This window comes from Pigmentiphaga sp. NML030171, from assembly GCF_002188635.1.
Taxonomy (GTDB): domain Bacteria; phylum Pseudomonadota; class Gammaproteobacteria; order Burkholderiales; family Burkholderiaceae_B; genus Pigmentiphaga; species Pigmentiphaga daeguensis.
Genome location: NZ_NINX01000034.1, coordinates 87,975 through 113,336, shown reverse-complemented (window position 1 = coordinate 113,336; position 25,362 = coordinate 87,975). Strand labels below are relative to the sequence as shown.

The following is a 25,362-nucleotide window of genomic DNA, read 5'->3' as shown; positions in this document are numbered from 1 at the left end:
GCCCTCAGAGCACGATGCCCGAACGTTCGGCGACGGTATGCATGTCCTTGTCGCCACGTCCGGAAAGGTTGACCAGCAGGATCTTGTCCTTGGGCAGCGTGGGCGCCAGCCGGACCGCATGCGCGATGGCATGGGACGACTCCAGCGCCGGGATGATGCCCTCGATCCGGCAGCAGTGATGGAAGGCCGCCAGGGCCTCCTCGTCCGTGACGCCCACGTAGGTCGCCCGGCCGCTGTCCATCAGCCATGCATGCTCGGGGCCCACGCCCGGATAGTCCAGGCCGGCCGAGATGGAATGGGTGTCGATCACCTGTCCGTTCGCGTCCTGCAGCACGTAGGTGCGGTTGCCGTGCAGCACGCCCGGCGCGCCGCCGGCCAGCGAGGCCGCGTGGCGCCCGGTCTCCATGCCTTCTCCGGCGGCTTCCACGCCCACCAGCGCAACGTCGTCGTACGGCAGGTAGGGATGGAAGATGCCCATGGCGTTCGAGCCGCCGCCCACCGCCGCGATCACGACGTCGGGCTGGCGCCCGGCGGCCTTGGGCATCTGCACCAGGCACTCGTTGCCGATGACGGTCTGGAAGTCGCGCACCATCATCGGATACGGGTGCGGACCGGCCACCGTGCCGATGATGTAGAAGGTGTCCTCGACGTTGGTCACCCAGTCGCGCATGGCTTCGTTCAGCGCATCCTTCAGCGTGCGCGAGCCCGATTCCACGGGCACGACGGTCGCGCCCAGCAGCTTCATCCGGTAGACGTTGGCGGCCTGCCGCCTGACGTCCTCGCTGCCCATGTAGACCACGCACTCCATGCCGTAGCGGGCCGCGACCGTGGCGGTCGCCACGCCGTGCTGGCCGGCGCCGGTCTCGGCGATCACCCGGCGCTTGCCCATGCGGCGGGCCAGCAGCGCCTGCCCGATGCAGTTGTTCACCTTGTGGGCGCCGGTGTGGTTCAGGTCTTCCCGCTTGAACCAGATCTGCGCGCCGCCCAGTTCCTCGGACCAGCGCCTGGCGTGGTAGACCGGGCTGGGGCGGCCCACGAAGTGCTCGAGCTCATAGTTGAATTCGGCGATGAAATCGGGATCGTGCTGGTAGCGCGCATAGTTCTGGCGCAGTTCGTCCAGGGCGTGCATGAGCGTCTCGGCCACGAACACGCCGCCATATGGGCCGAAATGGCCCCTCGCATCGGGGAAATCGTAGGTTTTCACTGGGATGGTCCCGGCTATGAAGCCCGGCCCGCGCGCCTGGCGCGCGCCGGAAGGATTGGGGAATGCGGCGTCAATAGCCGTCGGCTTGCCGCACCTGCGCCACGAACTGGGCAATCTTGGCGGCGGATTTGATGCCTGGCGATTCTTCCACGCCGCTGCTTACGTCGACAGCGAACGGGCGCACGGACTCAATGGCTGCCGCCACATTTGCGGCATGCAACCCACCAGACAAAACGACCGGACGCGCGCTTTCGCTGCTGACCAAAGACCAATCGAACACTCTCCCGCTACCGCCGTAGCCGTCGGAATGGCTGTCGAACAGCCAGCCTGCGGCGGAACCGTACTGTAGGCACGATTTTAGCAAAGCCTGCGACGTTTCCATGCCCGGCCCGCCCACCCGGAAGGCGCGCAGGTAGCGGTGGCCGTGGCGCTCGCATTGCTGCGGCGTCTCGTCGCCATGGAACTGGAGCAGGTCGGGCCGGACCACGTCCAGCACCTCCCGGACCTGCGCGTCGGAGGCATTGACGAACAGGGCCACCACGTCGACGAACGGCGGAACGAGGCGCCGCAGTTCGGCCGCGCGCGCCGGGGACAGCGCCCGCCGGCTGGGGGGATAGAAGACCAGGCCGATGGCATCGGCGCCCGCGCCGACGGCGGCGGCGACGTCTTCCTCGCGGGTCAGGCCGCAGATCTTGATACGGGTACGGGACATCCCGCCATCATACCGCCCCGCGGCTTTCGTCCGTCGCCGGCCTGTCGGGCAGGCTAGGTACAAGCCCTAGATTGAGCAATCATGCATCAATATGCATGATTCGATCACAAAAACAAGAACTATCCTGCATGAAAGCGTTCATCTGCCTGCGGTTCCACCCATAAGAAAGACGGCAGCCCGGCTGCCTACCGAGGAGATCATCATGGCACGCCCGAAGCAGCATCCCTCCCCCCTCCTTCGCCCCCTCCCGACCCTGCCACCGCGCGCCTGGGCCGCGGGCCTGCTGGCCGCCCTGGGCGCCTGTGGCGGCAGCGACGATCCGCCCGCCCCGCCCCCTCCCTCGCCCTCGGCCACGCTCAGCTGCGACGACAGCATGAAGACGGCGTTCAAACCCGATGCGAATACCCGGGTCATCCTGGCGAAGGCGTTCAGGCAGGGCGATGCCCTGGCGCTGGCGGACACTCCCGCCACGCCCGCGCCGGCGAAGGCCAGCCAGGACATGTGCCTGGTCAAGATGGTGGTCGGTCCGGGCAATGCGGGCACCGCGGGCGCACCGTCGACCTCGCCCGGCATCGGCCTCGAGGTCTGGCTGCCCACGCCCGCCAACTGGAACCAGCGTATCCGCAACCTGGGCGGCGGTGGCTGGGCCGGCGGCAGCCAGGCCTCGGCCACGCAGATCGGCAACGCCGGGGCCGCCGCCACCGCGGCGCTGGGCTATGCGGTCGGCACCACCGACACCGGCCACGCCATCGCGGGCAACGGCTCGTTCGCGATGAAGGAGGACGGCACGATCAATAGCGCGCTGTGGGGAGATTTCGCCGAACGCAGCCTGCACGAGCTCGCGGTCAAGACCAAGGCCCTGGTCGAGGCGTACTACGGCAAGCCGCAGCAGTACGCGTACTGGGAGGGTTGCTCGACCGGCGGCCGCCAGGGCTACAAGATCGCCCAGGAACACCCGGACGACTACGACGGCTACCTGAACGGCGCGCCCGCCTTCAACTGGACCCGGTTCATCACCAACGAGCTGTATCCGCAGGTGGCCATGCAGCGCGACCTGGGCGGCCCGATCGCCGCCGACAAGCTGCGCCGCGTCAGCGCGGCCGCGGTCAGCGCCTGCGACACGGTGGGCGGCCAGCACCTGGGCTTCATCGCCGATCCCGGCCAATGCCGCTACGACCCGACGCGCGACGCCTCGGCGCTGTGCGCGGGCGTCGCCGGCAACGGCGTGGTCGGCACCAGCACCGACGCCGCCTGCGTCTCGCTGGCCGAAGCCCGTACCATCAACAAGATCTGGTACGGCCAGACCGCCGACGGCAGCGCCCCCGACCCGCAGGCGGACAACGCCAGCGGCACCACGCTGGCCAGCAGGCAGCTCTGGTGGGGCCTGACGCGCGGTACCGACCTCAGCGGCCTGGCCGGATCCTCGGGCACGCCCCCGGTCGCCCGCCCGTTCACCATCGCCACCGACATGGTCGCGCTGGAATTGCAGAACCCGGCCTATGCGACCTCGTCCTTCATCAACGCGACCGGCAACGGCGCCGACAAGTGGAAGGACATGAGCTACGCCGACCTGGCCAACGCCTATGACCGCGGCATCGCGCTGCAAGCGGCCTTCGGCCATATCAACACCGACAATCCCGACCTGACGCGGCTGCGCGACGGCGGCGGCAAGGTCATCAGCTATCACGGGTTGGCCGATCAGTTGATCACGCCCGCCGGCTCGCTGAACTACCTGAGCCGCGTGGCGGACAAGATGGGCGGCATCGAGGCGGTCCAGGCCTTCAACCGGCTGTACCTGGTTCCCGGCATGGGCCACTGCGCCGGCGTGGGCTCCGTCAGCGGCAGCGTGGGGCCGGCAGCCACGGCCAACACCGTGCCGCTGCCCGCCGCCAACCAGTTCTTCGACGCCCTGGTCGCCTGGGTCGAGAAAGGCACGCAGCCCGGACCGCTGATGTTGAAGTCGGCCGATGCCAGCGTCAGCATGCCGATCTGCGTCCACCCGCAAAAGGCCACCTACAAGGGCAGCGGTTCCGCCACCGACGGCGCGAACTACAGCTGCCGCTAGGAAGCCGGCCAGGCGGCCGGCGGATCAGCACCCCAGGCGGATCTCGTCGGTCGCGTCGGTGGACGGCAGGCCGTAGTCGCCGGGATAGCCCACGGCCGTCAGGTACAGGCCGTCGGGCGAGAACGTGGGCGCGGCCTTGGTCCGGTTGCGCTCGGCCAGCAGCGCGGGCATCCAGTCGGCGGGCTGCCTGCCCTGCCCCACGTACACCAGCGCCCCCACGATGTTGCGAACCATGTGGTGCAGGAAGGCATTGGCGCGCAGGGTGAAGACCACCAGCCGGCCGCGCCGTTCGATGCCGATTTCGTGCATCGTACGCACCGGCGAGGCGGCCTGGCACTCGGACGAGCGGAAACTGCTGAAGTCGTGTTCGCCCAGCAGATGGGCAGCCCCCGACCGCATCGCCTCCAGGTCCAGTGGCCGGAAGCTCCAGCCCGCGCGGCCCGTCCACAGCGGCGAGCGCACGGGATCGTCCAGCAGCAGGTAGACATAGGAACGCGAACGCGCGGAGAAACGGGCGTGGAAATCGGCCGGCACCTCGCGGGCCCAGCGCACCGCGATGCTGGGCGGCAGGTGCGCGTTCACGCCGCGCACCCAGGCCTGTTCGGGACGCAATACCCCGGTATCCAGATGCACGATCTGCTGGGCGGCATGCACGCCGGTATCGGTGCGGCCCGCGCAGGTGGTGGCCACCGGCTGGCCGACGAAGTCGGCCAGGGCCGACTCCAGCCGGTCCTGCACGGTTCGCCGGTGCGGCTGGGTCTGCCAGCCCAACCAGGGGGCGCCGTCGTAGCTCAGCCCCAGCGCGATGCGCGGCATGCGGGCGGCCCTACCAGGAGGCGAGCAGCGCCCGCGCCCGTTCGCGCTGGTCCGAGTCGCCGTCGCGCAGGACCTCTTCCAGCAGTTCGCGCGCGCCGGCGCGGTCGCCCATGTCGGCGTAGGCCTTGGCCAGGTCCAGCTTGGCGGCCATGCCGGCCGGCGCATCCAGGTCCGTATTCAGGTCGATGCCCGGCGCGGGAGGCGGCCTGGACGCGTCCTGGGCAGGCAAGGCCGGCGCGGGGGCATCCAGGTTCAGGTCCAGGCCGAAGGCCGCCGCGGCGGCCGGCGGCACCGCCACGGGACGGCCGGCGTCCTCGGGCTCGTCGTCGTCCGGATAGTCGTCGGGCTCGCCTTCCACGCGTGGCGGCAGATCATCGGGAATGGGGAACGGCGGAATGTCATCCCAGTCGCGCAGGTGGTTGACGGGTGCGGCACTCCCGGCCGGCGGCAACGCGTCGGCCTCCTCATTGGCGTTCTCGGCCTCGATGCGCGCCGCCTCGCGCGCCTCTTCCGCCTCGGCGCGGGCCGAACGGCGGCGCAGCGCGAAGGCCCCCAGCAGGGCCGCCAGCACGGCGACGATGGCGCCCAGCACCGCCACGCTGTGGTCGCGGACCTTGTCGGCCACCGAGGCGGCCAGAGAAGGCCGTGCCTCGGGATCTGCGGTTGGCGCGGTTGGCGCGGTTGGCGCGGCTTCCGCGGGACCCGTGGCATCGGCCGCGCGGTCGCGGGCCTGCTGCTCCATCTTCGCCAGGGTTTCGTTCTGCGCCTCGAGCAGGCCGCGCATGGCCTCGACATTGCCCTGCAAGGCCTCGACCCGCTCTTGCGCCTCGCGCATGGCCTTGGCGGTGGCGTCGCGCTCTTCCTCCAGGCGGTCGCGCGTGGTCTGCTCGCCGCCGGCGGCCGTCTCCTGGCCGCCACTGGAAAGCTTGAGGGCATCGCCCTCCTTCGAGCCGGACTCCGCCTGCGATCCGGCCGAAGACGCGATATCGCCCCGCGACTCGGCGCCGCCCGTGGACGCGCCGGCTGGCACCTGCCTCGCGCCGCCCGCCACCCGCTGGCGATAAGCCTCGAAGGCCTCGGCCTGGCTGGAGAACAAGGCCGCCGCCTGCGCCGCGTCGATCGCCTCCACGTCGTCCGCGCCGGGCACGGACAGCGATGCGCCGGCGCGCAGCCGATTCATGTTGCCGTCGACGAAGGCCTGGGGGTTGGCGCGCAGCAGCGCCGCCAGGGTCTGGTAGATGGACGCGCCTTCGGGCTTGAGGCGGCCCGCGATGCCGAACAAGGTATCGCCGGGCTTGACCTCCAGGGCCGCGGGCGCGGACTGCGTCTCGGCCGCCTGCGCCTTGGGCGCCTGCGCATCCAGGATGAAGGTGTACTGGCGGATGAAGCGGCCCATGTTCCAGGTCAGCTCCACCAGCAGGTCCAGAACATGAACGTCCAGCGGCGCCGCCGACGCGATGCTGACCACCTTGCGTCCGTCCGGACGGTCTTCGATGCGCAGCGTCAGGTTGGCCAGCGCCTCGCTGTATTCCAACTGGGTCTGGCGGTAGACGTCCCGCGGCGCGATGGCCGCCTTCAGCGTGCCGGCTTCCTGGGGTGTCGCGGCATTGACCGCGATCTCGGCACGCAGCGGTTCGCCGGATGCGGACAGGACCTTCAACGCCCCCAGGTCGGCGGCCTGCGCCGCCGATAGGGCCCCGGCCGCCAATCCCAGCGCCAGCAGCCCCGCCGATGGACCGCCCGCGCGCGGACGCTTGTGTGTCAAGGCCGGACGGCCTGTCTCTCGGTCGGAAAGTCCGTTCATCCTAATCCCATGCGCAAAAGCCCCCGCGAACAGTCTGGCGGTTGGTCATCCCGGCAGGTCGGCGCCTGCCGGGCCTCCTTGTAGCATCAGAGACTTACCGTCGCAAGCTCAGGTACGTTCTGATGCAAGCCCGGGGATCAGAGTTCGCCCAGGGCGATGCGCAGCATGCGGCGCAGCGGCTCGGCCGCGCCCCACAGCAGCTGGTCGCCCACGGTGAAGGCGCTCAGGTACTCGGGGCCCATCGCCAGCTTGCGCATGCGGCCGACCGGGATGTCCAGCGTGCCCGTGACGGCCACGGGCGTGAGCGACTGCATCGACGCCTCGCGCGTGTTGGGAACGACCTTGGCCCACTGGTTGTTCTCGCGCAGCATGCCCTCGATCTCGTCCAGCGGCACGTCCTTCTTGAGCTTGATGGTCAGCGCCTGGCTGTGGCAGCGCATGGCGCCGATGCGCACGCACAGGCCGTCGATGGGAATGGGCGACGAGCCGAAGCCCTCGCCCCGGCCCAGGATCTTGTTGGTCTCGGCGCCGCCCTTCCATTCCTCGCGCGAGGTACCGTTGCCCAGGTCCTTGTCGATCCAGGGGATCAGGTTGCCCGCCAGCGGCACGCCGAAGTGTTCCTGCGGCAGCGACCCGTCCTGCTGCTTGGCCAGCACCGTGCGGTCGATTTCCAGGATGGCCGAGGCCGGATCCGCCAGGAGGCCGGACACCGTGGCGTTGAGCAGGCCGAACTGGGTCAGCAGCTCGCGCATGTGCTGCGCGCCGCCGCCGGAAGCGGCCTGGTAGGTCATGCTGGTCATCCAGTCGATCAGGTCGTGCTCGAACAGGCCGCCCAGGCCCATCAGCATGCAACTGACCGTGCAGTTGCCGCCGATGTAGTTCCTGACGCCCTTCTTCAACGCCTGGTCGATCACGTTGCGGTTGACGGGATCGAGCACGATGACGGCGTCGTCCTTCATCCGCAGCGTGCTGGCCGCGTCGATCCAGATGCCGTCCCAGCCGGCGGCGCGCAGCTTGGGATAGACCTCGGAGGTGTAGTCGCCGCCCTGCGCCGTGACGATGATGGGCAGCTTCTTCAGCGCCTCGATGTCGAACGCGTTCTGCAGCGGGCCGGCGCCCTGCGCCCACGAGGGCGCCGCGCCGCCGGCGTTGCTGGTGGAGAAGAACACCGGCTCGATCAGCGAGAAATCGTTTTCGTCGCGCATGCGCTGCATGAGCACGGAACCGACCATGCCACGCCAGCCGACCAGACCAACTGCTTTCATTTACACACCCCTAACAAGTAGTCCAGATTGAAACTGTTTGCCGGGCGCATCACACCCGGGGGGCGCGACACGCAGGCTGGTTACAGAGCTTTGATCACGGCACTGCCCATCTCGGCAGTGCCGACCTTAGTCGTGCCTTCTTCGTAGATGTCGGCCGTGCGCAGGCCCTGCTCCAGCACTTTCTTGACGGCTGCCTCGATCCGGTCGGCCTGGGCCGCCTTGTCGAGCGAATAGCGCAGCATCATCGCCGCCGAGAGGATGGTCGCCAGTGGATTGGCGATGTCCTTGCCCGCGATGTCGGGCGCCGAGCCGTGGCTGGGCTCGTACAGGCCCTTGCCCGTCTCGTTCAGCGAGGCGGACGGCAGCATGCCGATGGAACCCGTCAGCATGGAAGCCTGGTCGGAAAGGATGTCGCCGAACATGTTGCCGGTCACGATCACGTCGAATTGCTTGGGCGCGCGCACCAGTTGCATGGCGGCGTTGTCCACGTACATGTGGCTGAGCTCCACGTCAGGATACTCCTTGCCGACCTCGGTGACGATATCCTTCCAGAACTGGAAGGTCTCCAGCACGTTGGATTTGTCGACGCTGCACAACTTCCCGCGGCGCTTGCGGGCGGTCTGGAAGGCCACGTGCGCGATCCGGCGGATTTCCGGCTCGGCGTAGCGCATCGTGTCGAAGCCTTCGCGCTGGCCCGCGAACGCGCCGTCCGGGGCCGTGCGCACGCCGCGCGGCTGGCCGAAATAGATATCGCCGGTCAGTTCGCGGATGATCAGGATGTCCAGGCCCGACACCACCTCGGGCTTGAGCGACGAGGCATTGGCCAGCTCGGGATACAGGATGGCCGGGCGCAGGTTGGCGAACAGGCCCAGGTTCTTGCGCAGGCCCAGGATGGCCTGCTCGGGACGCAGCGCGCGCTCGAGCTTGTCGTATTTCCAGTCGCCCACCGAGCCGAACAGCACCGCATCGGCCTTCTTGGCCAGTTCGAGCGTGGCCGGCGGCAACGGATGGCCGGACGCTTCATAGGCGGCGCCGCCCACCGGCTGTTCTTCGAGTTTGAACGATTCGCCCAGCGAAGTCAGCACGCGCACGGCCTGTTCGATGATCTCGGGACCGATGCCGTCGCCCGGCAGCACTGCGATATGTTGTGTCATTGTGGCTCTTGATTCAGGGTCGGGGCCGGCCCAGCGGGGCCGGCGGAGTGCGGTGTCAGCGGCCGGCCTGGGTGCCGCGCAGGGCCGGAACGTCCAGCCAGGGCTGGGCGGCCAGGCGTTTCTGCTCGAAGGCCTTGATCTTGTCCGCATGGCGCAGCGTCAGGCCGATCTCGTCCAGGCCGTTGAGCATGCAGTACTTGCGGAACGTATCGATCGAGAACGACAGTTCGCGTCCCGACGGCGTCGCCACCACCTGGCGGTCCAGGTCGATGGTCAACCGGTAGCCTTCCTTGGCCTCCACTTCCTTGAACAGGCTGTCCACGTCCTCTTCCGACAGCACGATGGGCAGCACGCCGTTCTTGAAGCAGTTGTTGAAGAAGATGTCGGCGAACGACGGCGCGATCACCGCGCGGAAACCGTACTGGTCCAGCGCCCACGGCGCATGCTCGCGGCTCGAGCCGCAGCCGAAGTTCTTGCGCGACAGCAGGATGGAAGCGCCCTGGTAGCGCGGCTGGTTCAGCACGAAGTCCGGGTTCAGCGGCCGCTTGCTGTTGTCCATGCCGGGCTGGCCTTCGTCCAGGTAGCGCCAGGCGTCGAACAGGTTGGGACCGAAGCCGCTGCGATGGATGGACTTCAGGAACTGCTTGGGGATGATCTGGTCCGTGTCGACGTTCTCGCGGTCCAGCGGCGCCACCAGGCCTTCATGAGTGGTGAATGCTTGCATGATGTTCTACCTCAGTTGACCTTGCGGACGTCGACGAAATGACCGGCCACGGCGGCGGCCGCCGCCATCGCGGGGCTCACCAGGTGGGTGCGGCCGCCCGCGCCCTGCCGGCCCTCGAAATTGCGGTTCGAGGTCGAGGCGCAGCGCTCGCCCGGCTCGAGCCGGTCGTCGTTCATGGCCAGGCACATCGAGCAGCCGGGATCGCGCCATTCGAAGCCGGCCTCGATGAAGATCTTGTCCAGGCCTTCCTGCTCGGCCTGCGCCTTGACCAAGCCCGAACCGGGCACCGCCAGCGCCAGCTTGACGTTGGACGCGATGCGCTTGCCACGCAGCACCGCCGCGGCGGCACGGAAGTCCTCGATGCGCGAGTTGGTGCACGAGCCGATGAAGACCTTGTCGATCTTGATATCGGTGATCGGCATGTTGGCCGTCAGGCCCATGTACTCCAGCGCGCGGGCCACGCCGGAACGGCGGGTTTCGTCCTTCTCGCTGGCCGGATCCGGCACGTTCGCGCCCACCGGCAGCACCATCTCGGGCGACGTGCCCCAGGTCACCTGCGGCTGGATCTCGGCCGCGTCGATCTCGACCACGCGATCGAAATGCGCGCCTTCGTCCGAATGCAGCGTGTTCCAGTACGCCACGGCCTGGTCCCAGGCCTCGCCCTTGGGCGCGTAGGGACGGCCGCGGAAATACTCGATGGTCTTCTCGTCCACCGCCACCAGCCCGACGCGCGCGCCGGCCTCGATGGCCATGTTGCAGATGGTCATGCGCCCTTCCACGGACAGGTCGCGGATCGTGCTGCCGGCGAACTCGATGGCATGCCCCGTGCCGCCCGCCGTGCCGATCTTGCCGATCACGTGCAGGACCAGGTCCTTGGCGGTGCAGCCCGCGGGCAGCTTGCCTTCGACGCGCACCTGCATGTTCTTGTTCTTCTTGACCAGCAGCGTCTGCGTGGCCAGCGCGTGTTCGACCTCGGACGTGCCGATGCCGAAGGCCATCGCGGCCACGGCGCCGTGCGTGCTGGTGTGCGAATCGCCGCAGACGACGGTCATGCCCGGCAGCGTCGCGCCCTGCTCCGGCCCGATCACGTGCACGATGCCCTGGCGACGGTCGCCCATGTCGAACTCGACGATGCCGTAGTCCTGGCAGTTGGCATCCAGCGTGTCCACCTGCAGGCGCGAGACCGGATCGGCAATGCCCTTGTCACGATTGTGCGTGGGCACGTTGTGGTCGGCCACCGCCAGGTTGGCGCTGATGCGCCAGACCGGACGACCGGCCAGCTTCAGCCCTTCGAACGCCTGCGGGCTGGTCACTTCGTGGACCAGGTGGCGATCGATGTAGATCAGACAGGTACCGTCTTCTTCCTGATGGACGACGTGGGCGTCCCACAGCTTGTCGTAAAGGGTCTGAGGCATGAGATTCCGGCCAAAAAGTGAACGGGCTCATGAACAGCCGCGCGGCTCGGCGCCTCTCGGCGTCGCCCAGGCGCGAGGACCAGCCTCGACGGACCCGCTCAGGGATAGGGAACTCTTGATTGTATATTAAGCCCCCCCTACGCGCTTGCGCGCCCCGCCACGGCCGCCTTGAGGACGCTAGCGTCGGGCCTGCTGGTACAGCGGCAACACCTTCTCGGAAGCCTGCCGCAGGTCCGCGATGCGGGATTCGGCCGACGGGTGGGTGGACAGGATCTCGGGCGGCGCGGAGCCGCCCACCTGCCCCATCTTCGTCCACAGTGTCACCGCCGCCCGCGGGTCATACCCCGCCCGGGCCGCCAGCTCCACCCCCATCCGGTCCGCCTCCGTCTCGTGCAACCGGCTGTTCGGCAGCCCGAACATCACATTGGCCAGCGCCCCGCCCAGGTCAGAACTCGCCTGCGATCCGGTGATCGCCGCCAGCACGCTCAAGCCCATGCTCGTCGCCATCTGCTCCGACGCCCGCTCGCGCGCGTGCTCACGCAGCGCGTGCGCGATCTCGTGGCCCAGCACCGCCGCCAGTTCATCGTCCGTCGGTTTCACCGTATTGATCAGCCCGGTATAGACGGCGATCTTCCCGCCCGGCATGCACCAGGCGTTCACTTCCTTGTCGTCGATGACGTTGACTTCCCACTTCCACTTGGTCGCATCGGGCCGGAACACGCCCACCTGTGCGATCAGCCGCTGGGAAATCGTCCGCACCCGGGCGAGTTGAGAGGCGTTCGTGTTGAGCTGCCCCTTGCTGCGCGCCCCCGACAGCGTCTGCTGGTAGAGCTGGACGGCCTGCTGGTCGAGCTGCTGCTCGGACACCAGGCTGGACATGCGCTGCGTGCGGTCGATGCCTATCGTACCGCCCTGGGTGGTGTTGACCGACTCGCAGCCGGCCGCCGCCACCAGCGCCAGGGCCGCCGCGGCCATCGCGGCGCGGCGCAAGACAGGAGAACGTTGGGTTTTTTTCATGCTGCCCCCGAGACAAGAACGCCAAGGCGGCAATTTTGCCCCAAAACCCCTGTTACTTTCTTTATCCGCGCGCCAGGCCCAGCCGGGGGGTTTCGACCGACACGTCGGCGCATTGCGCGCGGTGGCGCAGCGCATGGTCGGCCAGCACCAGGGCCAGCAGCGCCTCGGCGATGGGCGTGGCGCGGATGCCCACGCAGGGGTCGTGGCGCCCGTGGGTCTCGACCACGGTGGGCGCGCCCAGCTTGTCGATGGACCGGCGGGGGCTGCGGATGCTGGAGGTGGGCTTGATGCCCAGCGACACCGTGATCGGCTGGCCGGTGGAGATGCCGCCCAGGATGCCGCCGGCGTTGTTCGACAGGAAACCCTCCGGCGCCAGTTCGTCGCCATGCTCGGTGCCGCGCTGCTCGACGCTGTGGAAACCGGCTCCGATCTCGACCGCCTTCACCGCGTTCAGGCCCATCATGGCATAGGCGATGTCGGCATCCAGGCGGCCGTACACGGGCTCGCCCAGGCCCACCGGCACGTTCTCGGCCACCACCTCGATGCGCGCGCCCACCGAGTCGCCGTCGCGCCGCAACTGGTCCATGTAGGCCTCGAGCTCGGCCACGCGGCTGTTGCCGGCCGCATAGAAGGGATTGGTGTGGACCGCGTCCCAGTCCTCGAACGGGATCTGGATGTCGCCCAGTTGGCTCATGTAGCCGCGCACCCGCACGCCGTAGCGTTCGGCCAGCCACTTCTTGGCCACCGCCCCGGCGGCTACCGTGGGTGCCGTCAGGCGGGCCGATGAACGGCCGCCACCACGGGGATCGCGGATGCCGAACTTGTGCCAATAGGTGTAGTCGGCATGCCCGGGGCGGAAGGTTTCCGCGATGTTGCTGTAGTCCTTGCTGCGCGCGTCCTGGTTGCGGATCAGCAGCGCGATCGGGGTGCCGGTGGTCTTGCCCTCGTACACGCCGGACAGGATCTCGACCTGGTCGGGTTCCTGCCGCTGGGTGACGTGGCGCGACGTGCCGGGACGCCGGCGGTCCAGCTCGACCTGGATATCGGCCTCGGCCAGCGCCATCCCGGGCGGGCAGCCGTCGATCACACAGCCGACGGCAGGTCCGTGGGATTCACCGAAATTGGTGACGCAAAAAAGCTCTCCGAGGGTGCTGCCAGGCATGAAATCTGGACTCCGATAGGGACGCCGTATTGTACCCCTCGATTGTAGCCCTGAAGGGAAGCTCACCCTGAAGGGAAGCCCACCCCCTACCCGCTTGCGCGGGCCCCCTCGAGGGGGCGATGCGGGTGGACCGGCAAAGCCGGATCCACCACATCCTGGGTCTAGCGCTAGCTTCTTGGATTGCAGCAACCGTGCTTCGCTGGCTGCCAGCGGTAGCAACGGTGCTCCAGTCCAAGAAGCTAGCGCTAAACCCAGGAAACCGCGGATCTGGCTCCGCCAGTCCGCCGGTTTCGCCCTCTGGGGGGCGCGCGTAAGCGCGTAGGGGGGGATTCTTCCCTACAGCGTTCCTTCGGTCTCGCGCTGCTCGCCGGGCCAGTCGCGGATGTAGGCCTTGAGCATGCGGTTCTCGAAGCCCTGGGCCTCGAGCACGGCCTTGGCGACGTCGTAGAACGAGATCACCCCCAGCAGCATGCGGCCGTCCATGACGGGGATGTAGCGGGCGTGCTTGTCGAGCATCAGGCGCCGCACCTCGTTGACTTCGGTGTTGGGCGATACCGTGACCGGCGCGTCGTCCATGATCGACCGGATGGTGGTAGTGCCCAGGGAGCCGCCGTTGGCCTGCAGGTGCCGGATGATTTCGCGGAAGGTGAGCATGCCCACCAGTTCGCCGAACTCCATGATGACCAGCGAGCCGATGTCCTGCAGGGCCATCGTATCGACGACCTGCGCGACGGGGGTATCGGGGCTGGCGGTATAAAGCGCGTCGCCCTTGACGCGCAGGATTTCACTGACTTTGATCATGACGGCCTCCTGAGCCACGCACGCCGGTTCTGTTTATGGGGCGGAACTGAAAATATATCGGCTCGTGCATGGCCATGCAGCTATCCTAGCGCGCCTCGAAAAGCGCTTCAACTCGCCGCCGCCACGCCGCCCGCATCCAGCGCCGCCAGGATGTTTCGAGCTGTTCGCTCGATGTGCTCGGCCAGGATCTCCGCGGCCAGGTCCTCCTTGCGGTCCAGCGTCGCGTCCACCAGCGAACGGTGCTCCTGGGCAACGTCGCGATCGAAGGGCTTGTACGCCAGGAACAGGCGCCGGTAGCGCGCGCTGAAATGCTGGAGCGAATCGCACACCATCAGGGCCAGCGGCATGCGGCAGGCCGCCAGCAGCGCCAGGTGGAATTCGCGGTGATGCGCCTCCCACTCGTCGACGCCCCCGCCGTCCTTCTGTTCGGGACGCTCGTAGCGCGACAGCCGGTGGTGGGTCAGGACGATGCCGTCCTCCCAGTCCCGGTTGCCGTGCCGGATCGATTCGCGCAAGGCCATGGGTTCGAGCGTGGACTGCAGCTTCGCGACCTCGAGCAGGTTCTCGCGCGACACCGGCGCGACCTTGAACCCTTTCTTGTCTTCGTTGACCACGAAGCCCTCGGTGGCCAGCCTGGCCAGGGCCTCGCGCAGCGGGGAAAGGCTGACGCCGAAGTCCCCCTTGAGTTCTTCGATGGAAAGCCTGGCACCTGGAGGACGCCTGCCGGAAACGATGTCGTTGCGTAACCGGGTCGCAATCGTGCTTGCGAAATTCTGTCCCGTGCTCGGAGCCGGCTGCCCAGCCGGCCAGACCGATGCCAGTTTCATCATGCCCCTCGTCTTTTGATTCATCGTAACACGCGGCCCAAATCATCTTTCTATTGACAAATAATCGATTATTCCTAAAAATCACTCAAAAATCGAAAATAAAAAAATCATCGATTATGGAGAAGGAATTGAAAGCCGACGCCTATCGCGATTTATCGGATGCGCAGCCCCTCCTTTCCCTGGCGGCCCGGGTGGACGTTTCCCACACCGCGCTGCTCGTGATCGATATGCAGAACGACTTCTGCGCCCCCGGCGGCTACGTCGAGCGAGTCATCGGCAAGGACATCGCCGCCTGCGGGGCCATCGTGCCCCGGCTCCGGTCGCTGGTCGACACCGCCCGGGAACGCGGCGTCCCGGTCTTCTGGCTGCGCGCCTGCTACCGGCCTGATCTGCTGCCCGCATCCATGCGCACCAAGCTGACCGAGCAAGGCATCACCGAAGTCTGCTGCGACCGCGACACCTGGGGCTACGACTGGTACGGCGTCCAACCCCTGTCCGGCGAACCGGTACTGGAAAAACACAGCTACGACGGCTTCGTCGGCACCACGCTCGAACACGAGCTGCGCGCCCGCGGCATCCGCACCCTGGTCTTCGCGGGCGTCCAGACCAACATCTGCGTCGAAGCCACGCTGCGGCACGCGAACGCCCTGGGGTTCCATTGCGTCGTGCCCGAGGACTGCGTGGCCTCGCACACGCAGCCCGCGCACGATGCCACGCTGAACAACGTCCGTTTCCTGCTGGGCGACGTGACCCGGCTGGACGACCTCACGCCGCATTGGAAGACGCCGTCCGCGCGCGTCTACCTGGACTACACGCAGGAAGAACTGGATCGCGCCTATGACCAGCGCGCCTGGGCCGACAACCGGGACGCCATGCTGGCCTGGTACGCGCAGGCCAGCGCCGGCGCCCGCGAGGAATATCCGCACCACCGGCACGTTCCCTATGGCCCGGGCCCCCACGAGACCCTGGACATCTTTCCGGCGCAGCGGCAAGGCGCGCCCATCCACGTCCATGTGCACGGCGGCGGCTGGCGCAATCTGAGCAAGGACGACGAGTCCTTCCTGGCCCGCACCGTGGTTCCCGCGGGCGGCGTGCTGGTGGTGCTGGACTTTTCGCTGATACCCGAGGTGCGCCTGCCCGAGATGATCGCCCAGACCCGCCGCGCGCTGGCCTGGGTCCGGGCCAAGGCCGCCCGCTTCGGCGGCGACCCGGACCGCATCCACCTGTCGGGCCACTCGTCCGGCGCGCACATGGCCGCGGTCCTGGCCACCACCGACTGGGAATCCCTGCACCTGCCCGCCGACCTGGTCAAGAGCGCGCTGCTGATCAGCGGCATGTACGACCTGCATCCCGTGATGCTCAGCGCCCGCAGCGGCTACGTCAAACTCCAGCCGGACGAGATCGAGCGCTACAGCCCGATCCGGCACCTGTCCCGCCTGAACTGCCCGGCGGTCGTCGCGATCGGCGACCGCGAAAGTCCCGAATTCCAGCGGCAGGCGCGCGACTTCGTCCGCGCCGCGCAGGAACAGGACAGGCAGGTGGAATTGATGCAGTTGCCCGCCACGAATCACTACGAAATCGTGACCCACCTGAACGCCCCCGACTCCGCCCTTTCCCAGGCCGCGCTGCGGCTGATGGGCCTGTCGGGTTGAATGCCGCCACCGCGAAGGAGGAACTTGCCCACCCACTGACCCAGTAGCCCTGCTGCTTTCCCCATCATTACGTGAAAGGACTGAACATGCTTGAAGGATTCAAGATTTATGATGCAGATGCCCACGTTCTAATGACCCCGGAAATGTGGGAAACCCTTCCCAAACAGTACTGGCTGCGGCGTCCGCGGCCAGTCAAGTTCGGCGACGGCCACGAGCTCGGCAACTGGGGCACGGCATGGCTGGTGGACGGCCGCATCGAGCCGCACCCGTTCGGACCCGGCACCCACGCCGCCAACACTCCCGGCATGGTGCTGGAGGAATACGGCGCCAACCGCGCCCGGGCCGGCGACTTCACCGCCTTCTCCCTGCCCGTCGGCTGTGTCACGCTGGGCGACGTCGCCGACCGGCTCACCGCGATGGACAAACTGGGCATCGACGTCCAGGTCCTGTTCCCCAGCACGATATACGCCACCATCGCCGCGGACGCGACGCTGGAAGGCGAACTCTTCCGGGCCTACAACCGCTACATCGGCACGCGCTGCCGCGACGCGGCCAAGCGTCTGCGCTGGGTCGGCCTGCTGCCCATGCGGGACGCCGAGCAGGCCCGGCTGGCCATGAAAGAAATGGTCGCCATGGGCGCGGCCGCCGCCGTGGTGTTCGGGACCGTGGGCGACCGCATGCTGTCGCACCCGAGCTTCGAGCCGATCTGGAACGAGTTCTCGCGCACCGAGCTGCCCCTGTGCGTGCACATGGCCATGAGCTTCCCGCCGCTGGCCCAGCTGTGCGAGTCGATCCAGGACGCCAACATGATCGGCAAGGCCATGCCCGCGCAACTGGCCTTCATGGCCATGGCCGGCCACGGCATGCTGGACAAGTATCCCAGCCTGAAGGTCGCGTTCCTGGAGTTCGGCGGCGAATGGATCTTCTATTCGGTGGGGCGCATGAAGCAGTACGCCGAGGTCAACAAGGGCCGGATGGCCGACCCCAGCATGCTGCCCAAGAGCGAAGTGGACGACCTGGTCAAGTCGGGCCGCATCTACCTCGGCCCCGAATCCAGCGACGCCATGCTGGCGCACGAGCTCAAGCTGCTGGGCGATGGCCAGCTTCTCTATTCCTCGGATTTCCCCCATGGCGAAGGGCGGGACAACGCCGCGATGGAGATCATCGAGCGCCAGGACCTCACCAAGGAGCAGAAGCGCAAGTTCCTGTACGACAACGCCGCCAACTTCTACGGGGAGCCCTGATACACGGAGCGAAAGGCGCGGCGCGCCGCCAGGCATCCGGCCTGCGGCGCGCCCACCGGTAAGGAGAAACGTCACTCCAGGAGAGATTCCATGAAGCCGTTCCACCATCGCCTTGCCCGATATTCCCTCGTGCTGCTGCCCCTGGCCGCCCATGGCGCGGCCTGGGCGCAAAACAATGCCTATCCGTCCCGGCCCATACGCATCGTGAATCCCTACGGGGCAGGTGGGCTGGGAGACGTCAGCTTCCGCCTGATCGCGCCGCTGATGGAAAAGCAGCTCGGGCAGCCGCTCGTCATCGAGAACAAGCCCGGCGCCTCCGGCAACCTGGGCGCCGCGGACGTGGCGCGCGCCGCCCCGGACGGCTATACGCTGCTGCTGGGTGCCGTGAACAATTTCGCGACGAACCAGTATCTCTACCGCGACATGACCTTCGATCCGCTGACGGCGTTCGATCCCATCGCGCTGATCAGCAACGCGCCCACGATCGTCGTCGTCAATCCCGCCGTGCCGGCCCGCAGCCTGCGCGAACTGGCCGCCTACGCGAAGGAGCGGCCGGGCAAGGTGAACTTCGGCTCGCCGGGCATCGGCACCCCGCCCCATCTCGCAGCCGAGTTCTTCGCGAACCTGGCCAACGTCTCGATGACCCATGTCCCGTTCAATGGCTCGCCCCCCGTCGTGCTCGCCCTGCTGCGCAACGATGTCAACGTCGCCTTCTACACCGCCGGCCCCATCGCGGGCCCGCTCAAGGCCGGCACGATCCAGCCCATCGCGGTCGCGGCCAGCGAACGGCTCGACATCCTGCCCAACGTGCCGACCACCGCGGAAGCGGGCTTCGGCGCCCTGCAGACGGGCAGCTGGATAGGGCTGGCCGCGCCCAAGGGCACGGATCCCGCCGTGCTGGACAAGCTCAACGCGGCCGTCCGGCAGGCGCTGGCCGACCCGGAGGTGCGCAAGCGCTATGCGGAGATGGGCATGCTGACCGGCAATACCAGCCGCGCGCAGTTCTCGTCGCTGATCGACGCCGAGGCGACCCGGTGGAAGAAAGTGATCGCCGACGCGGGGATCGCGAAATGATCCTGGGCAGGCTCAGACCATGCTGACGCTGACGCTTGCCTGCGCCGCCTATGACCGAACGCGGCCGCTGATCGACGGGCGGGTCGCCATCGAAGGCGTCGAACTGCGGGCGACGACGCTGCACCCCGAGGCCGCCTTCGCGCGCGCGAAGGCGGCCGAGTTCGACCTGACCGAGCTGTCCTTGAGCGGCTACCTGCGCTCGCTGGATGCCGGGAAGCCGACCTATGTCGCGCTGCCGGTCTTTCCCTCGCGGGCCTTTCGCCACAGCGGCATCTATGTCCATGCGGGCCGCGGCATCCGCTCGCCGGCCGACCTGCGCGGCAGGACCATCGGAACGCCGGACTACAAGACGACGGCCAACGTCTGGATCCGGGCTTTCCTGGCCCACGACCACGGCGTCCAGCCCCACGAAATGCAGTGGATGGAGGCCGCCATGGAAGCGGGCGAACCGGGGCCGGCCACCGCCACCACCGTCCCGGGCGTCTCCATCCTGGCCGTGCCGGACCAGGACTTGTCCGGCATGCTGGCCCGTGGAGAGATCGACGCGGTCGTCGGCGCCAAAGTGCCGTCCTGCTTCGGCCCCGGGCAGGACGACGTGGCCCGGTTGTTCCCCGATCATCAACGGGTCGAGCAGGACTACTACCGGCGCACCGGCTTCTTTCCCATCATGCATGTGCTGGGACTGCGGCGCGACCTGCACGAGCGCCATCCCTGGCTGGCCCAGGCGATCTGCCAAGGCTTCGAGGCCGCCCGGCGCATGGCGCTCCAGGACCTCCGGGACGTCTGCCAGCTGGCCGCCACCCTGCCCTGGGTCGTGGCGGAATACCAGCGCACGGTGGACCTGATGGGCGAGGACTACTGGCCGTACGGCCTGGATGCCAACCGGGAGGTGCTGCAGGCCTTCGCGCGCTACCACTTCCAGCAGGGCTTGTCCGCCCGGCTGCACAGCCCCGGCGATTGGCTCGCCCCCGCGAATTTTTCTTCGAACCGCGTCACCACGAGATCCGCATGAACGAACGCCCCGCACTCTACGACATCGAGGCCACGGTCCCCGATTTCCGCACCCACCTGCAGCGCTACGCCGAAGCCAGCCGGCTCACGCGCGAGCGACGGCCGACCCGGCTCGACCTTGCCTACGGCGAAGGAGCCGCGCACACGCTGGACGTCTATCTGGCGGACGCTCCCCACGCGCCCGTGGTGATCTACCTGCACGGCGGCGCCTGGAAGGGATCGAGCAAATCGGACCGCGGCTTTCCCGCCGATACCTTCGGGCCGGCGGGCGCCATCTGGGTCTCCATGGAATATCCCCTGGCGCCCGCCGCGAGCGTGGACGACATGGTCGCGGCGGTACGCAAGGGCGTGGCCTGGGTCCATCGCCACGCGGCCTCCTTCGGCGGCGATCCCGGCCGCATCTTCCTTTGCGGCAACTCCGCGGGCGGCCATCTGGCCGGCATGGCGGCGGCCACCGACTGGGCGGCACACGGCCTGCCGGCCGACCTCGTCAAGGGCATCACGACGGTGAGCGGGATCTTCGACATGCGGCCCATGGCCCGATCGCTGATGAACGAGTGGTTGCGCCTGGATGCGGAAAGCGCCGCGCGCAACAGCCCTCTCCTGCACCTGCCTCGCGTGGCCTGTCCCCTGGTCTGCGCCGTGGGGGAAAAGGAGTTGCCCGAATTCGTCGAGCAGTCCGCCGGCTATGCGCGGGCATGGGCCGCCGCGGGCTACCCCTCGCGCTTCATGCCCATGCCGGGCCATGACCATTTTTCCATCATCGACGAGCTCAACCGGCCCGACGGCCCGCTGCTGGCGGCGATGTTCGAACAGATCGGCCTTCGCAACCGCGGCGCCGCTTCCCGCGCCCACACCTGAATAAAGGAGTAGCCCGAATCATGAAACTGCGTCTTCGCTCTTGCCTCGCATCATGCGCCCTGGCCGCCGCGGCCGCGCACGGCCCTGCGCATGCCGCCGACAAGCCCTTGAAGATCGGCGTCGTCACCGAGTTCTCCGGCACCTATGCCTCCGCCGGGCAGTCCATCGAAAGCGCGATGCGCGCCTACATGAAGCTCAACGGCGACACCGTGGCTGGCCGCAAGGTCGAGCTCATCCTGCGCGACACCGGCGGCATCTCGCCCGAGAACGCGCGCCGCTACGCGCAGGAACTGGTCACCCGCGACAAGGTCGACGCGCTGGTGGGCTTCAACTTCACCCCCAACGCGCTGGCCGCCGCGCCCATCGCCACCGTGGCCAAGACGCCGATGATCGCGCTCGCGGCCACGGCCATCGTCACCGAGAAATCCCCCTATATCGTGCGCACCGCATTCACGCTCGGACAGACGTCGGCGCCCATGGCCACCTGGGCGGCCAGGAACGGCATCAAGCGCGTATTCTCGCTGGTGTCCGACTACGGCCCCGGGCACGACGCCGCGCAGGCCTTCAAGGATGCGTTCACCGCCGCCGGCGGCCAGATGGCGGGCGAAATACGCATGCCCGTCAGCAGCATGGAATTCGCGCCCTTCCTGCAACGGGCCCGCGACGCGCGCGCCGACGCCATCTTCGTGTTCGTGCCGGGCAGCGAAGCCGCCATCGCCTTCATGAAGGCGTACAACGAACGCGGTTTCAAGCAAGCGGGCATTCGCCTGATCGGCACGGGCGACCTGGTCGACGACGACTCGCTGCCGGCCATCGGCGACGTCGCGCTGGATACCGTCACCGCCCACCACTACTCGGCCGCGCACGACTCCGACCTGAACCGCGCCTTCGTCAAGGCGGTCCAGGATCAGGGACGCAAGCGGCCCAACTTCATCGGAGTGGGCGCCTATGACGCCATGGCCGTCATCTACGCCGCGGTCAAGAAAACCGGCGGCGATACCGACGGCGACAAGCTCATCGCCGCGATGAAAGGGCTCAAGCTCGACAGCCCGCGCGGCCCGATCTCGATCGACCCCGCCACGCGCGACATCGTGCAAGACATCTACATCCGCAAAGTCCAGAAGGTCGGAGGCGAGCTCTACAACGTCGAGTTCGACAAGATCGAGGCCGTCAAGGCCCGCTAGCCAAAGGAGTCCGCATGCTGACCGACTTCGTCGGCGTGATCATCGATGGAACGTCGTACGGCGCCATGCTGTTCGTGATCGCGCTCGGATTGTCCATCACGCTGGGGTTGATGGGTTTCGTCAACCTCGCGCACACCGCCGTCGCCATGTTCGGCGGCTATTTCCTCGTCACGCTGGTCAACCAGTTGGCCTGGCCGTTCTTCGCGTCGGTGGCGGTGGTCGTGGCGGCGATCGCCCTGGCCAGCCTGGTGCTGGAACGCGTGGTCTATGCGCCCTTTTATCGCGCCACGGCGCTCGACCAGAGCCTCCTGACCTTCGGCCTGATGCTGATGGCCGGCGGCATCGTCCACTATTTCTGGGGGCCGTCGCAACAGGCGGTGCGGGTGCCCGAGTACCTGGACGGCCGCTGGTACCTGGGCGATCTCAGCGTCTCCAAGTACCGGCTGATGCTGCTCGGCACGGGCCTGGCCCTGCTCGCCCTGCTGAACTGGGGACTCGACTCGACCCGCCTGGGCGCGATGATCCGCGCCTCGGTCGACAACCAGCGCATCGCGGCCGCGATGGGCATACCGGTCAAGCGTGTATTCATGATCGCCTTCGCGATCGGCAGCGGGCTTGCGGCGCTGGGCGGCGCGCTCGGGGCCGAGGTGCTGGGCCTGGATCCGGCCTTCGCCACGCGCACGCTGGTGCTGTGCCTGCTCGTGGTGGTGCTGGGCGGCGCCGGCTCGGTCAACGGCACCTTCTTCGCCGCCATGCTGCTGGGCATCTGCGACATCGGCAGCAAATACTACGTCCCCGAGTTCGGGGCCTTCATGATCTACGTGCTCATGGCGCTGGTCCTGCTGTACCGGCCGCAAGGCCTCTACAGCCTCTTCGCGCGCAGGAGGGCCGCATGAACGGCAGCCCGCTGCGCCCCCTGCTGGACCGCTCGCGCTGGCGCGTGCCCGAGCTCGTGTTCTGGACGCTCGTCGTCGCGGCCTTCTTCGTCTTTCCCGATCACCGCAGCCTGGGCGCGCAAGTACTGGTAACCGGCATCTTCGCGCTGTCGCTCGACATGCTGCTGGGCTACGCGGGCATCGTCACCCTGGGACATGCCGCGTTCTTCGGCGTGGGCGCGTTCACCGCCGGCTGGCTCGGCAAGTACGGCTGGCACGAACCGGTCTCGGCGCTGGCCATCGCCGCCGCCGTCACGGCATGCGCGGGCGCGCTCGGCAGCCGGCTGGTCGTGCGGGGCACCGACCTGAGCCGGCTCATGGTGACGCTGGCCATCGGCCTCGTGCTGTACGAGGCCGCCAACAAGGCCACCGCGATCACCGGCGGCATCGATGGCCTGCAAGGCATCGAGTTCGCGCCGCTGCTCGGCCTCTTCCCGTTCGACCTCATGGGATCGACCGCCTACGCATACGCGGCCATCGTAGCCTTCGTCACGCTCTACCTCGTGCGCAGGCTGGTCAATTCGCCCTATGGCCTGTCCCTGCATGCCACGCGCATGAACCGCCGGCGCGCGCTGGCCGTGGGCATCGACGACGGCCGCACCCTGGCGATCTCCTACGTCGCCTCGGCGGCGGTGGCGGGCGTCGCGGGCGCGCTGACGACGCAGATCACGCAGTTCATCACCATCGACGCGCTCGGTTTCGGGCGGTCGGCCGACATCCTGATCATCGCCGCGCTGGGCGGCGTGGGCTACCTGTACGGCGGCTTCATCGGCGCGCTGGTATTCGTCGTGGGCCGCGACCTGCTGTCCGGCATCAGCCCCGCCTACTGGCATTTCTGGCTGGGCCTGCTGCTGGTGCTCACCATCTTCTTTGCCCGCGGCGGCATCATGGGCACCGCCGCGCGGCTGGCCCGGCGCCTGGCGCACAAGGAGGCGCAACAATGATACAGACCGTCGACCTGTGCAAGCGCTTCGGCGCGCTGGTGGCGACCGACCATGTGAACCTGTCGCTCGCTCCCGGCGACCGGCATGCGCTGATCGGCCCGAACGGCGCGGGCAAGACGACCTTCATCAACCTGCTGACCGGCATGCTGCGCCCGACCTCGGGCCGCGTCCTGCTGGACGGCGCGGACGTGACCGCGGCGCCGCCCGACAAACGGGTGGACCTGGGGCTGGTGCGCACCTTCCAGATCAATACGCTGTTCCTGGACATGACCGTGCTGGAGGCGGTCACGCTGGTCGTGCTGGCGCGCACCGGAGCCGTCCGCTCGCTGTTCGGGTCGCTGCGCCGGCATGAGCCGGCGGCCGGCGAGGCCTGGGAACTGCTCGAGCGCATCGGCCTGGCGCAGGACGCGCATCGGCCCACCCGGCAGCTCGCCTACGGCAGGCAGCGGCTGGTGGAAATCGCGCTCGCGCTGGCGCGCAAGCCCAAGGTGCTGCTGCTGGACGAACCGGCTGCCGGCGTCTCGGCGGCCGACAGCCGCCATGTCTTCGCGGTCCTGGATCGACTGCCCCAGGACATCGCCATCCTTCTGATCGAACACGACATGAACCTCGTCTTCCGCTTCGCGCAGCGCATTTCGGTGCTCGTCGCCGGCCGCCTCATCGCCACCGGGCTACCCGGCGACATCGCCCGCGACCCCCGCGTGCGCGAGGCCTATCTCGGCCAGGCGGCCCCCCTGGAGGCGGCATCCGCATGAATGCGACGGACAGCCTGCTGCAACTGGAGCACGTGCGCGCCGGCTACGGCGACGCGATGGTGCTGGACGATCTCTCGTTCTGCCTGGGCGCCGGCGACAGCCTGGCGGTGCTCGGACGCAATGGCGTGGGCAAGACCACCCTGCTCGAAACCCTGATGGGCAACACGCGCCTGACGGGCGGGCGCATTCTCTGGCAGGGCCGCGACATCGCCAGGCTGGACGCCTGCCAGCGGTCTCGCGCCGGCCTGGGCTGGGTGCCGCAGGAGCGCGAGGTGTTCGCGTCGCTGACCGTCGAGGAGAACCTGACCGTGGTCGCATGCCGCGGCCCATGGACGCTGGACCGGGTCTACGGCCTGTTCCCGCGGCTGCGCGAGCGGCGCGCCAACCTGGGCAACGAGCTGTCCGGCGGAGAACAACAGATGCTGGCCGTGGGCCGCGCGCTCATGACCAACCCGCGCCTGCTCCTGCTGGACGAACCCATGGAGGGCCTGGCGCCCATCGTCGTCGAGGAGCTTGGCGCCGCCATCATCGCGCTGCACACGCAGGAAGGCATGACCACGATCGTGGTCGAGCAGCATCCGGTCATCGCCCTGGCCATGGCCTCGACCGCCATCATCCTGGACCGCGGCCGCATCGTGCATCAGTCCTCGAGCGCGGCGCTGCGGGCATCGCCCGAGACGCTCGACCGCTGGCTCAACGTTGCCGCGGCCGAATGAACGACTTATCGTTTCCAACG

The 25,362-nt window shown here is 68.1% G+C and carries 23 protein-coding genes; 11 read left to right on the top strand and 12 right to left on the bottom strand.

Features of this window, described 5'->3' with window-relative positions:
- Nucleotides 1–4: 4 nt before the first annotated feature.
- A complete protein-coding gene (gene trpB, locus CDO46_RS14630; protein ID WP_087839218.1) occupies nt 5–1,204 on the bottom strand; it encodes a tryptophan synthase subunit beta in 1,200 nt (399 codons plus the stop codon).
- Nucleotides 1,205–1,274: 70 nt separating this feature from the next.
- Nucleotides 1,275–1,916, bottom strand: a complete 642-nt coding sequence (locus CDO46_RS14625) for a phosphoribosylanthranilate isomerase (RefSeq protein WP_087839217.1) — start codon at nt 1,914–1,916, stop codon at nt 1,275–1,277.
- A gap of 202 nt (nt 1,917–2,118) precedes the next feature.
- Between CDO46_RS14625 and CDO46_RS14620 the strand changes: the two genes are divergently transcribed.
- The gene (locus tag CDO46_RS14620) at nt 2,119–3,981 is read left to right on the top strand and encodes a tannase/feruloyl esterase family alpha/beta hydrolase (protein ID WP_087839216.1); all 1,863 of its coding nucleotides are present in this window, start codon (nt 2,119–2,121) and stop codon (nt 3,979–3,981) included.
- Between the two features lie 24 nt (nt 3,982–4,005).
- Here the strand turns inward: CDO46_RS14620 and truA are convergent, their stop codons facing one another.
- The 10 genes from truA to CDO46_RS14570 form a co-directional block, all read right to left on the bottom strand.
- On the bottom strand, nt 4,006–4,797 hold the full coding sequence (truA, locus tag CDO46_RS14615) for a tRNA pseudouridine(38-40) synthase TruA (protein WP_087839215.1): 792 nt from the start codon (nt 4,795–4,797) through the stop codon (nt 4,006–4,008).
- 10 nt (nt 4,798–4,807) lie between these two features.
- Nucleotides 4,808–6,562, bottom strand: a complete 1,755-nt coding sequence (locus tag CDO46_RS14610) for a FimV/HubP family polar landmark protein (protein ID WP_132980447.1) — start codon at nt 6,560–6,562, stop codon at nt 4,808–4,810.
- 176 nt (nt 6,563–6,738) lie between these two features.
- Nucleotides 6,739–7,866, bottom strand: coding sequence for an aspartate-semialdehyde dehydrogenase (gene asd, locus CDO46_RS14605; RefSeq protein ID WP_087839213.1), 1,128 nt, complete (start codon nt 7,864–7,866; stop codon nt 6,739–6,741).
- 80 nt (nt 7,867–7,946) lie between these two features.
- Nucleotides 7,947–9,020, bottom strand: coding sequence for a 3-isopropylmalate dehydrogenase (leuB, locus tag CDO46_RS14600; RefSeq protein WP_087839212.1), 1,074 nt, complete (start codon nt 9,018–9,020; stop codon nt 7,947–7,949).
- 55 nt (nt 9,021–9,075) lie between these two features.
- Nucleotides 9,076–9,744, bottom strand: coding sequence for a 3-isopropylmalate dehydratase small subunit (leuD, locus tag CDO46_RS14595; RefSeq protein ID WP_087839211.1), 669 nt, complete (start codon nt 9,742–9,744; stop codon nt 9,076–9,078).
- An 11-nt stretch (nt 9,745–9,755) separates the two neighbouring features.
- Nucleotides 9,756–11,159, bottom strand: a complete 1,404-nt coding sequence (gene leuC / locus CDO46_RS14590; RefSeq protein ID WP_087839210.1) for a 3-isopropylmalate dehydratase large subunit — start codon at nt 11,157–11,159, stop codon at nt 9,756–9,758.
- A 177-nt stretch (nt 11,160–11,336) separates the two neighbouring features.
- Nucleotides 11,337–12,134: a M48 family metallopeptidase gene (locus tag CDO46_RS14585; protein ID WP_087839230.1), complete on the bottom strand. Its 798-nt coding sequence runs from the start codon at nt 12,132–12,134 to the stop codon at nt 11,337–11,339.
- Nucleotides 12,135–12,237: 103 nt separating this feature from the next.
- On the bottom strand, nt 12,238–13,338 hold the full coding sequence (gene aroC / locus CDO46_RS14580) for a chorismate synthase (protein WP_087839209.1): 1,101 nt from the start codon (nt 13,336–13,338) through the stop codon (nt 12,238–12,240).
- 336 nt (nt 13,339–13,674) lie between these two features.
- The gene (locus tag CDO46_RS14575) at nt 13,675–14,139 is read right to left on the bottom strand and encodes a CBS domain-containing protein (protein ID WP_176400758.1); all 465 of its coding nucleotides are present in this window, start codon (nt 14,137–14,139) and stop codon (nt 13,675–13,677) included.
- A gap of 107 nt (nt 14,140–14,246) precedes the next feature.
- Nucleotides 14,247–14,969: a GntR family transcriptional regulator gene (locus CDO46_RS14570; protein ID WP_243724642.1), complete on the bottom strand. Its 723-nt coding sequence runs from the start codon at nt 14,967–14,969 to the stop codon at nt 14,247–14,249.
- Between the two features lie 125 nt (nt 14,970–15,094).
- Between CDO46_RS14570 and CDO46_RS14565 the strand changes: the two genes are divergently transcribed.
- The 10 genes from CDO46_RS14565 to CDO46_RS14520 all read left to right on the top strand — a co-directional run bounded on the left by CDO46_RS14565 (nt 15,095) and on the right by CDO46_RS14520 (nt 25,342).
- Entirely contained in the window at nt 15,095–16,618 is a 1,524-nt protein-coding gene (locus CDO46_RS14565) for an isochorismatase family protein (protein ID WP_165963293.1), read from the top strand.
- Between the two features lie 143 nt (nt 16,619–16,761).
- The gene (locus CDO46_RS14560) at nt 16,762–17,862 is read left to right on the top strand and encodes an amidohydrolase family protein (protein ID WP_165963292.1); all 1,101 of its coding nucleotides are present in this window, start codon (nt 16,762–16,764) and stop codon (nt 17,860–17,862) included.
- Between the two features lie 90 nt (nt 17,863–17,952).
- Nucleotides 17,953–18,936: a tripartite tricarboxylate transporter substrate binding protein gene (locus tag CDO46_RS14555; protein WP_087839206.1), complete on the top strand. Its 984-nt coding sequence runs from the start codon at nt 17,953–17,955 to the stop codon at nt 18,934–18,936.
- 19 nt (nt 18,937–18,955) lie between these two features.
- On the top strand, nt 18,956–19,948 hold the full coding sequence (locus tag CDO46_RS14550) for an MqnA/MqnD/SBP family protein (RefSeq protein WP_087839205.1): 993 nt from the start codon (nt 18,956–18,958) through the stop codon (nt 19,946–19,948).
- A complete protein-coding gene (locus tag CDO46_RS14545; RefSeq protein WP_087839204.1) occupies nt 19,945–20,808 on the top strand; it encodes an alpha/beta hydrolase in 864 nt (287 codons plus the stop codon). Before CDO46_RS14550 ends, CDO46_RS14545 begins: the two co-directional genes overlap by 4 nt.
- Nucleotides 20,809–20,828: 20 nt before the next feature.
- Nucleotides 20,829–21,992 (top strand): ABC transporter substrate-binding protein, encoded by a 1,164-nt coding sequence (locus CDO46_RS14540; RefSeq protein WP_087839203.1) that lies wholly within the window; start codon nt 20,829–20,831, stop codon nt 21,990–21,992.
- A 17-nt stretch (nt 21,993–22,009) separates the two neighbouring features.
- Nucleotides 22,010–22,888: a branched-chain amino acid ABC transporter permease gene (locus CDO46_RS14535; protein WP_165963299.1), complete on the top strand. Its 879-nt coding sequence runs from the start codon at nt 22,010–22,012 to the stop codon at nt 22,886–22,888.
- Nucleotides 22,885–23,871 (top strand): branched-chain amino acid ABC transporter permease, encoded by a 987-nt coding sequence (locus tag CDO46_RS14530; protein WP_087839202.1) that lies wholly within the window; start codon nt 22,885–22,887, stop codon nt 23,869–23,871. Before CDO46_RS14535 ends, CDO46_RS14530 begins: the two co-directional genes overlap by 4 nt.
- Complete coding sequence (locus tag CDO46_RS14525; RefSeq protein ID WP_087839201.1) at nt 23,868–24,626, top strand: ABC transporter ATP-binding protein; 759 nt, start codon at nt 23,868–23,870, stop codon at nt 24,624–24,626. The genes CDO46_RS14530 and CDO46_RS14525 overlap by 4 nt, the downstream gene beginning before the upstream one ends.
- Complete coding sequence (locus tag CDO46_RS14520) at nt 24,623–25,342, top strand: ABC transporter ATP-binding protein (protein ID WP_087839200.1); 720 nt, start codon at nt 24,623–24,625, stop codon at nt 25,340–25,342. Before CDO46_RS14525 ends, CDO46_RS14520 begins: the two co-directional genes overlap by 4 nt.
- The last annotated feature ends 20 nt before the right edge of the window (nt 25,343–25,362 follow it).

What these genes read in the sequence shown, in the direction of transcription:
- CDO46_RS14550 (WP_087839205.1), top strand. Translation starts at nt 18,956, where the DNA reads ATGCTGACGCTGACGCTTGCCTGCGCCGCCTATGACCGAACGCGGCCG.
- leuD (WP_087839211.1), bottom strand. Translation starts at nt 9,744, where the DNA reads ATGCAAGCATTCACCACTCATGAAGGCCTGGTGGCGCCGCTGGACCGC.
- leuC (WP_087839210.1), bottom strand. Translation starts at nt 11,159, where the DNA reads ATGCCTCAGACCCTTTACGACAAGCTGTGGGACGCCCACGTCGTCCAT.
- CDO46_RS14570 (WP_243724642.1), bottom strand. Translation starts at nt 14,969, where the DNA reads ATGATGAAACTGGCATCGGTCTGGCCGGCTGGGCAGCCGGCTCCGAGC.
- aroC (WP_087839209.1), bottom strand. Translation starts at nt 13,338, where the DNA reads ATGCCTGGCAGCACCCTCGGAGAGCTTTTTTGCGTCACCAATTTCGGT.
- CDO46_RS14545 (WP_087839204.1), top strand. Translation starts at nt 19,945, where the DNA reads ATGAACGAACGCCCCGCACTCTACGACATCGAGGCCACGGTCCCCGAT.
- CDO46_RS14620 (WP_087839216.1), top strand. Translation starts at nt 2,119, where the DNA reads ATGGCACGCCCGAAGCAGCATCCCTCCCCCCTCCTTCGCCCCCTCCCG.
- CDO46_RS14625 (WP_087839217.1), bottom strand. Translation starts at nt 1,916, where the DNA reads ATGTCCCGTACCCGTATCAAGATCTGCGGCCTGACCCGCGAGGAAGAC.
- leuB (WP_087839212.1), bottom strand. Translation starts at nt 9,020, where the DNA reads ATGACACAACATATCGCAGTGCTGCCGGGCGACGGCATCGGTCCCGAG.
- asd (WP_087839213.1), bottom strand. Translation starts at nt 7,866, where the DNA reads ATGAAAGCAGTTGGTCTGGTCGGCTGGCGTGGCATGGTCGGTTCCGTG.
- CDO46_RS14555 (WP_087839206.1), top strand. Translation starts at nt 17,953, where the DNA reads ATGAAGCCGTTCCACCATCGCCTTGCCCGATATTCCCTCGTGCTGCTG.
- CDO46_RS14525 (WP_087839201.1), top strand. Translation starts at nt 23,868, where the DNA reads ATGATACAGACCGTCGACCTGTGCAAGCGCTTCGGCGCGCTGGTGGCG.
- truA (WP_087839215.1), bottom strand. Translation starts at nt 4,797, where the DNA reads ATGCCGCGCATCGCGCTGGGGCTGAGCTACGACGGCGCCCCCTGGTTG.
- CDO46_RS14585 (WP_087839230.1), bottom strand. Translation starts at nt 12,134, where the DNA reads ATGGCCGCGGCGGCCCTGGCGCTGGTGGCGGCGGCCGGCTGCGAGTCG.
- CDO46_RS14520 (WP_087839200.1), top strand. Translation starts at nt 24,623, where the DNA reads ATGAATGCGACGGACAGCCTGCTGCAACTGGAGCACGTGCGCGCCGGC.
- CDO46_RS14560 (WP_165963292.1), top strand. Translation starts at nt 16,762, where the DNA reads ATGTGGGAAACCCTTCCCAAACAGTACTGGCTGCGGCGTCCGCGGCCA.
- CDO46_RS14575 (WP_176400758.1), bottom strand. Translation starts at nt 14,139, where the DNA reads ATGATCAAAGTCAGTGAAATCCTGCGCGTCAAGGGCGACGCGCTTTAT.
- CDO46_RS14530 (WP_087839202.1), top strand. Translation starts at nt 22,885, where the DNA reads ATGAACGGCAGCCCGCTGCGCCCCCTGCTGGACCGCTCGCGCTGGCGC.
- CDO46_RS14540 (WP_087839203.1), top strand. Translation starts at nt 20,829, where the DNA reads ATGAAACTGCGTCTTCGCTCTTGCCTCGCATCATGCGCCCTGGCCGCC.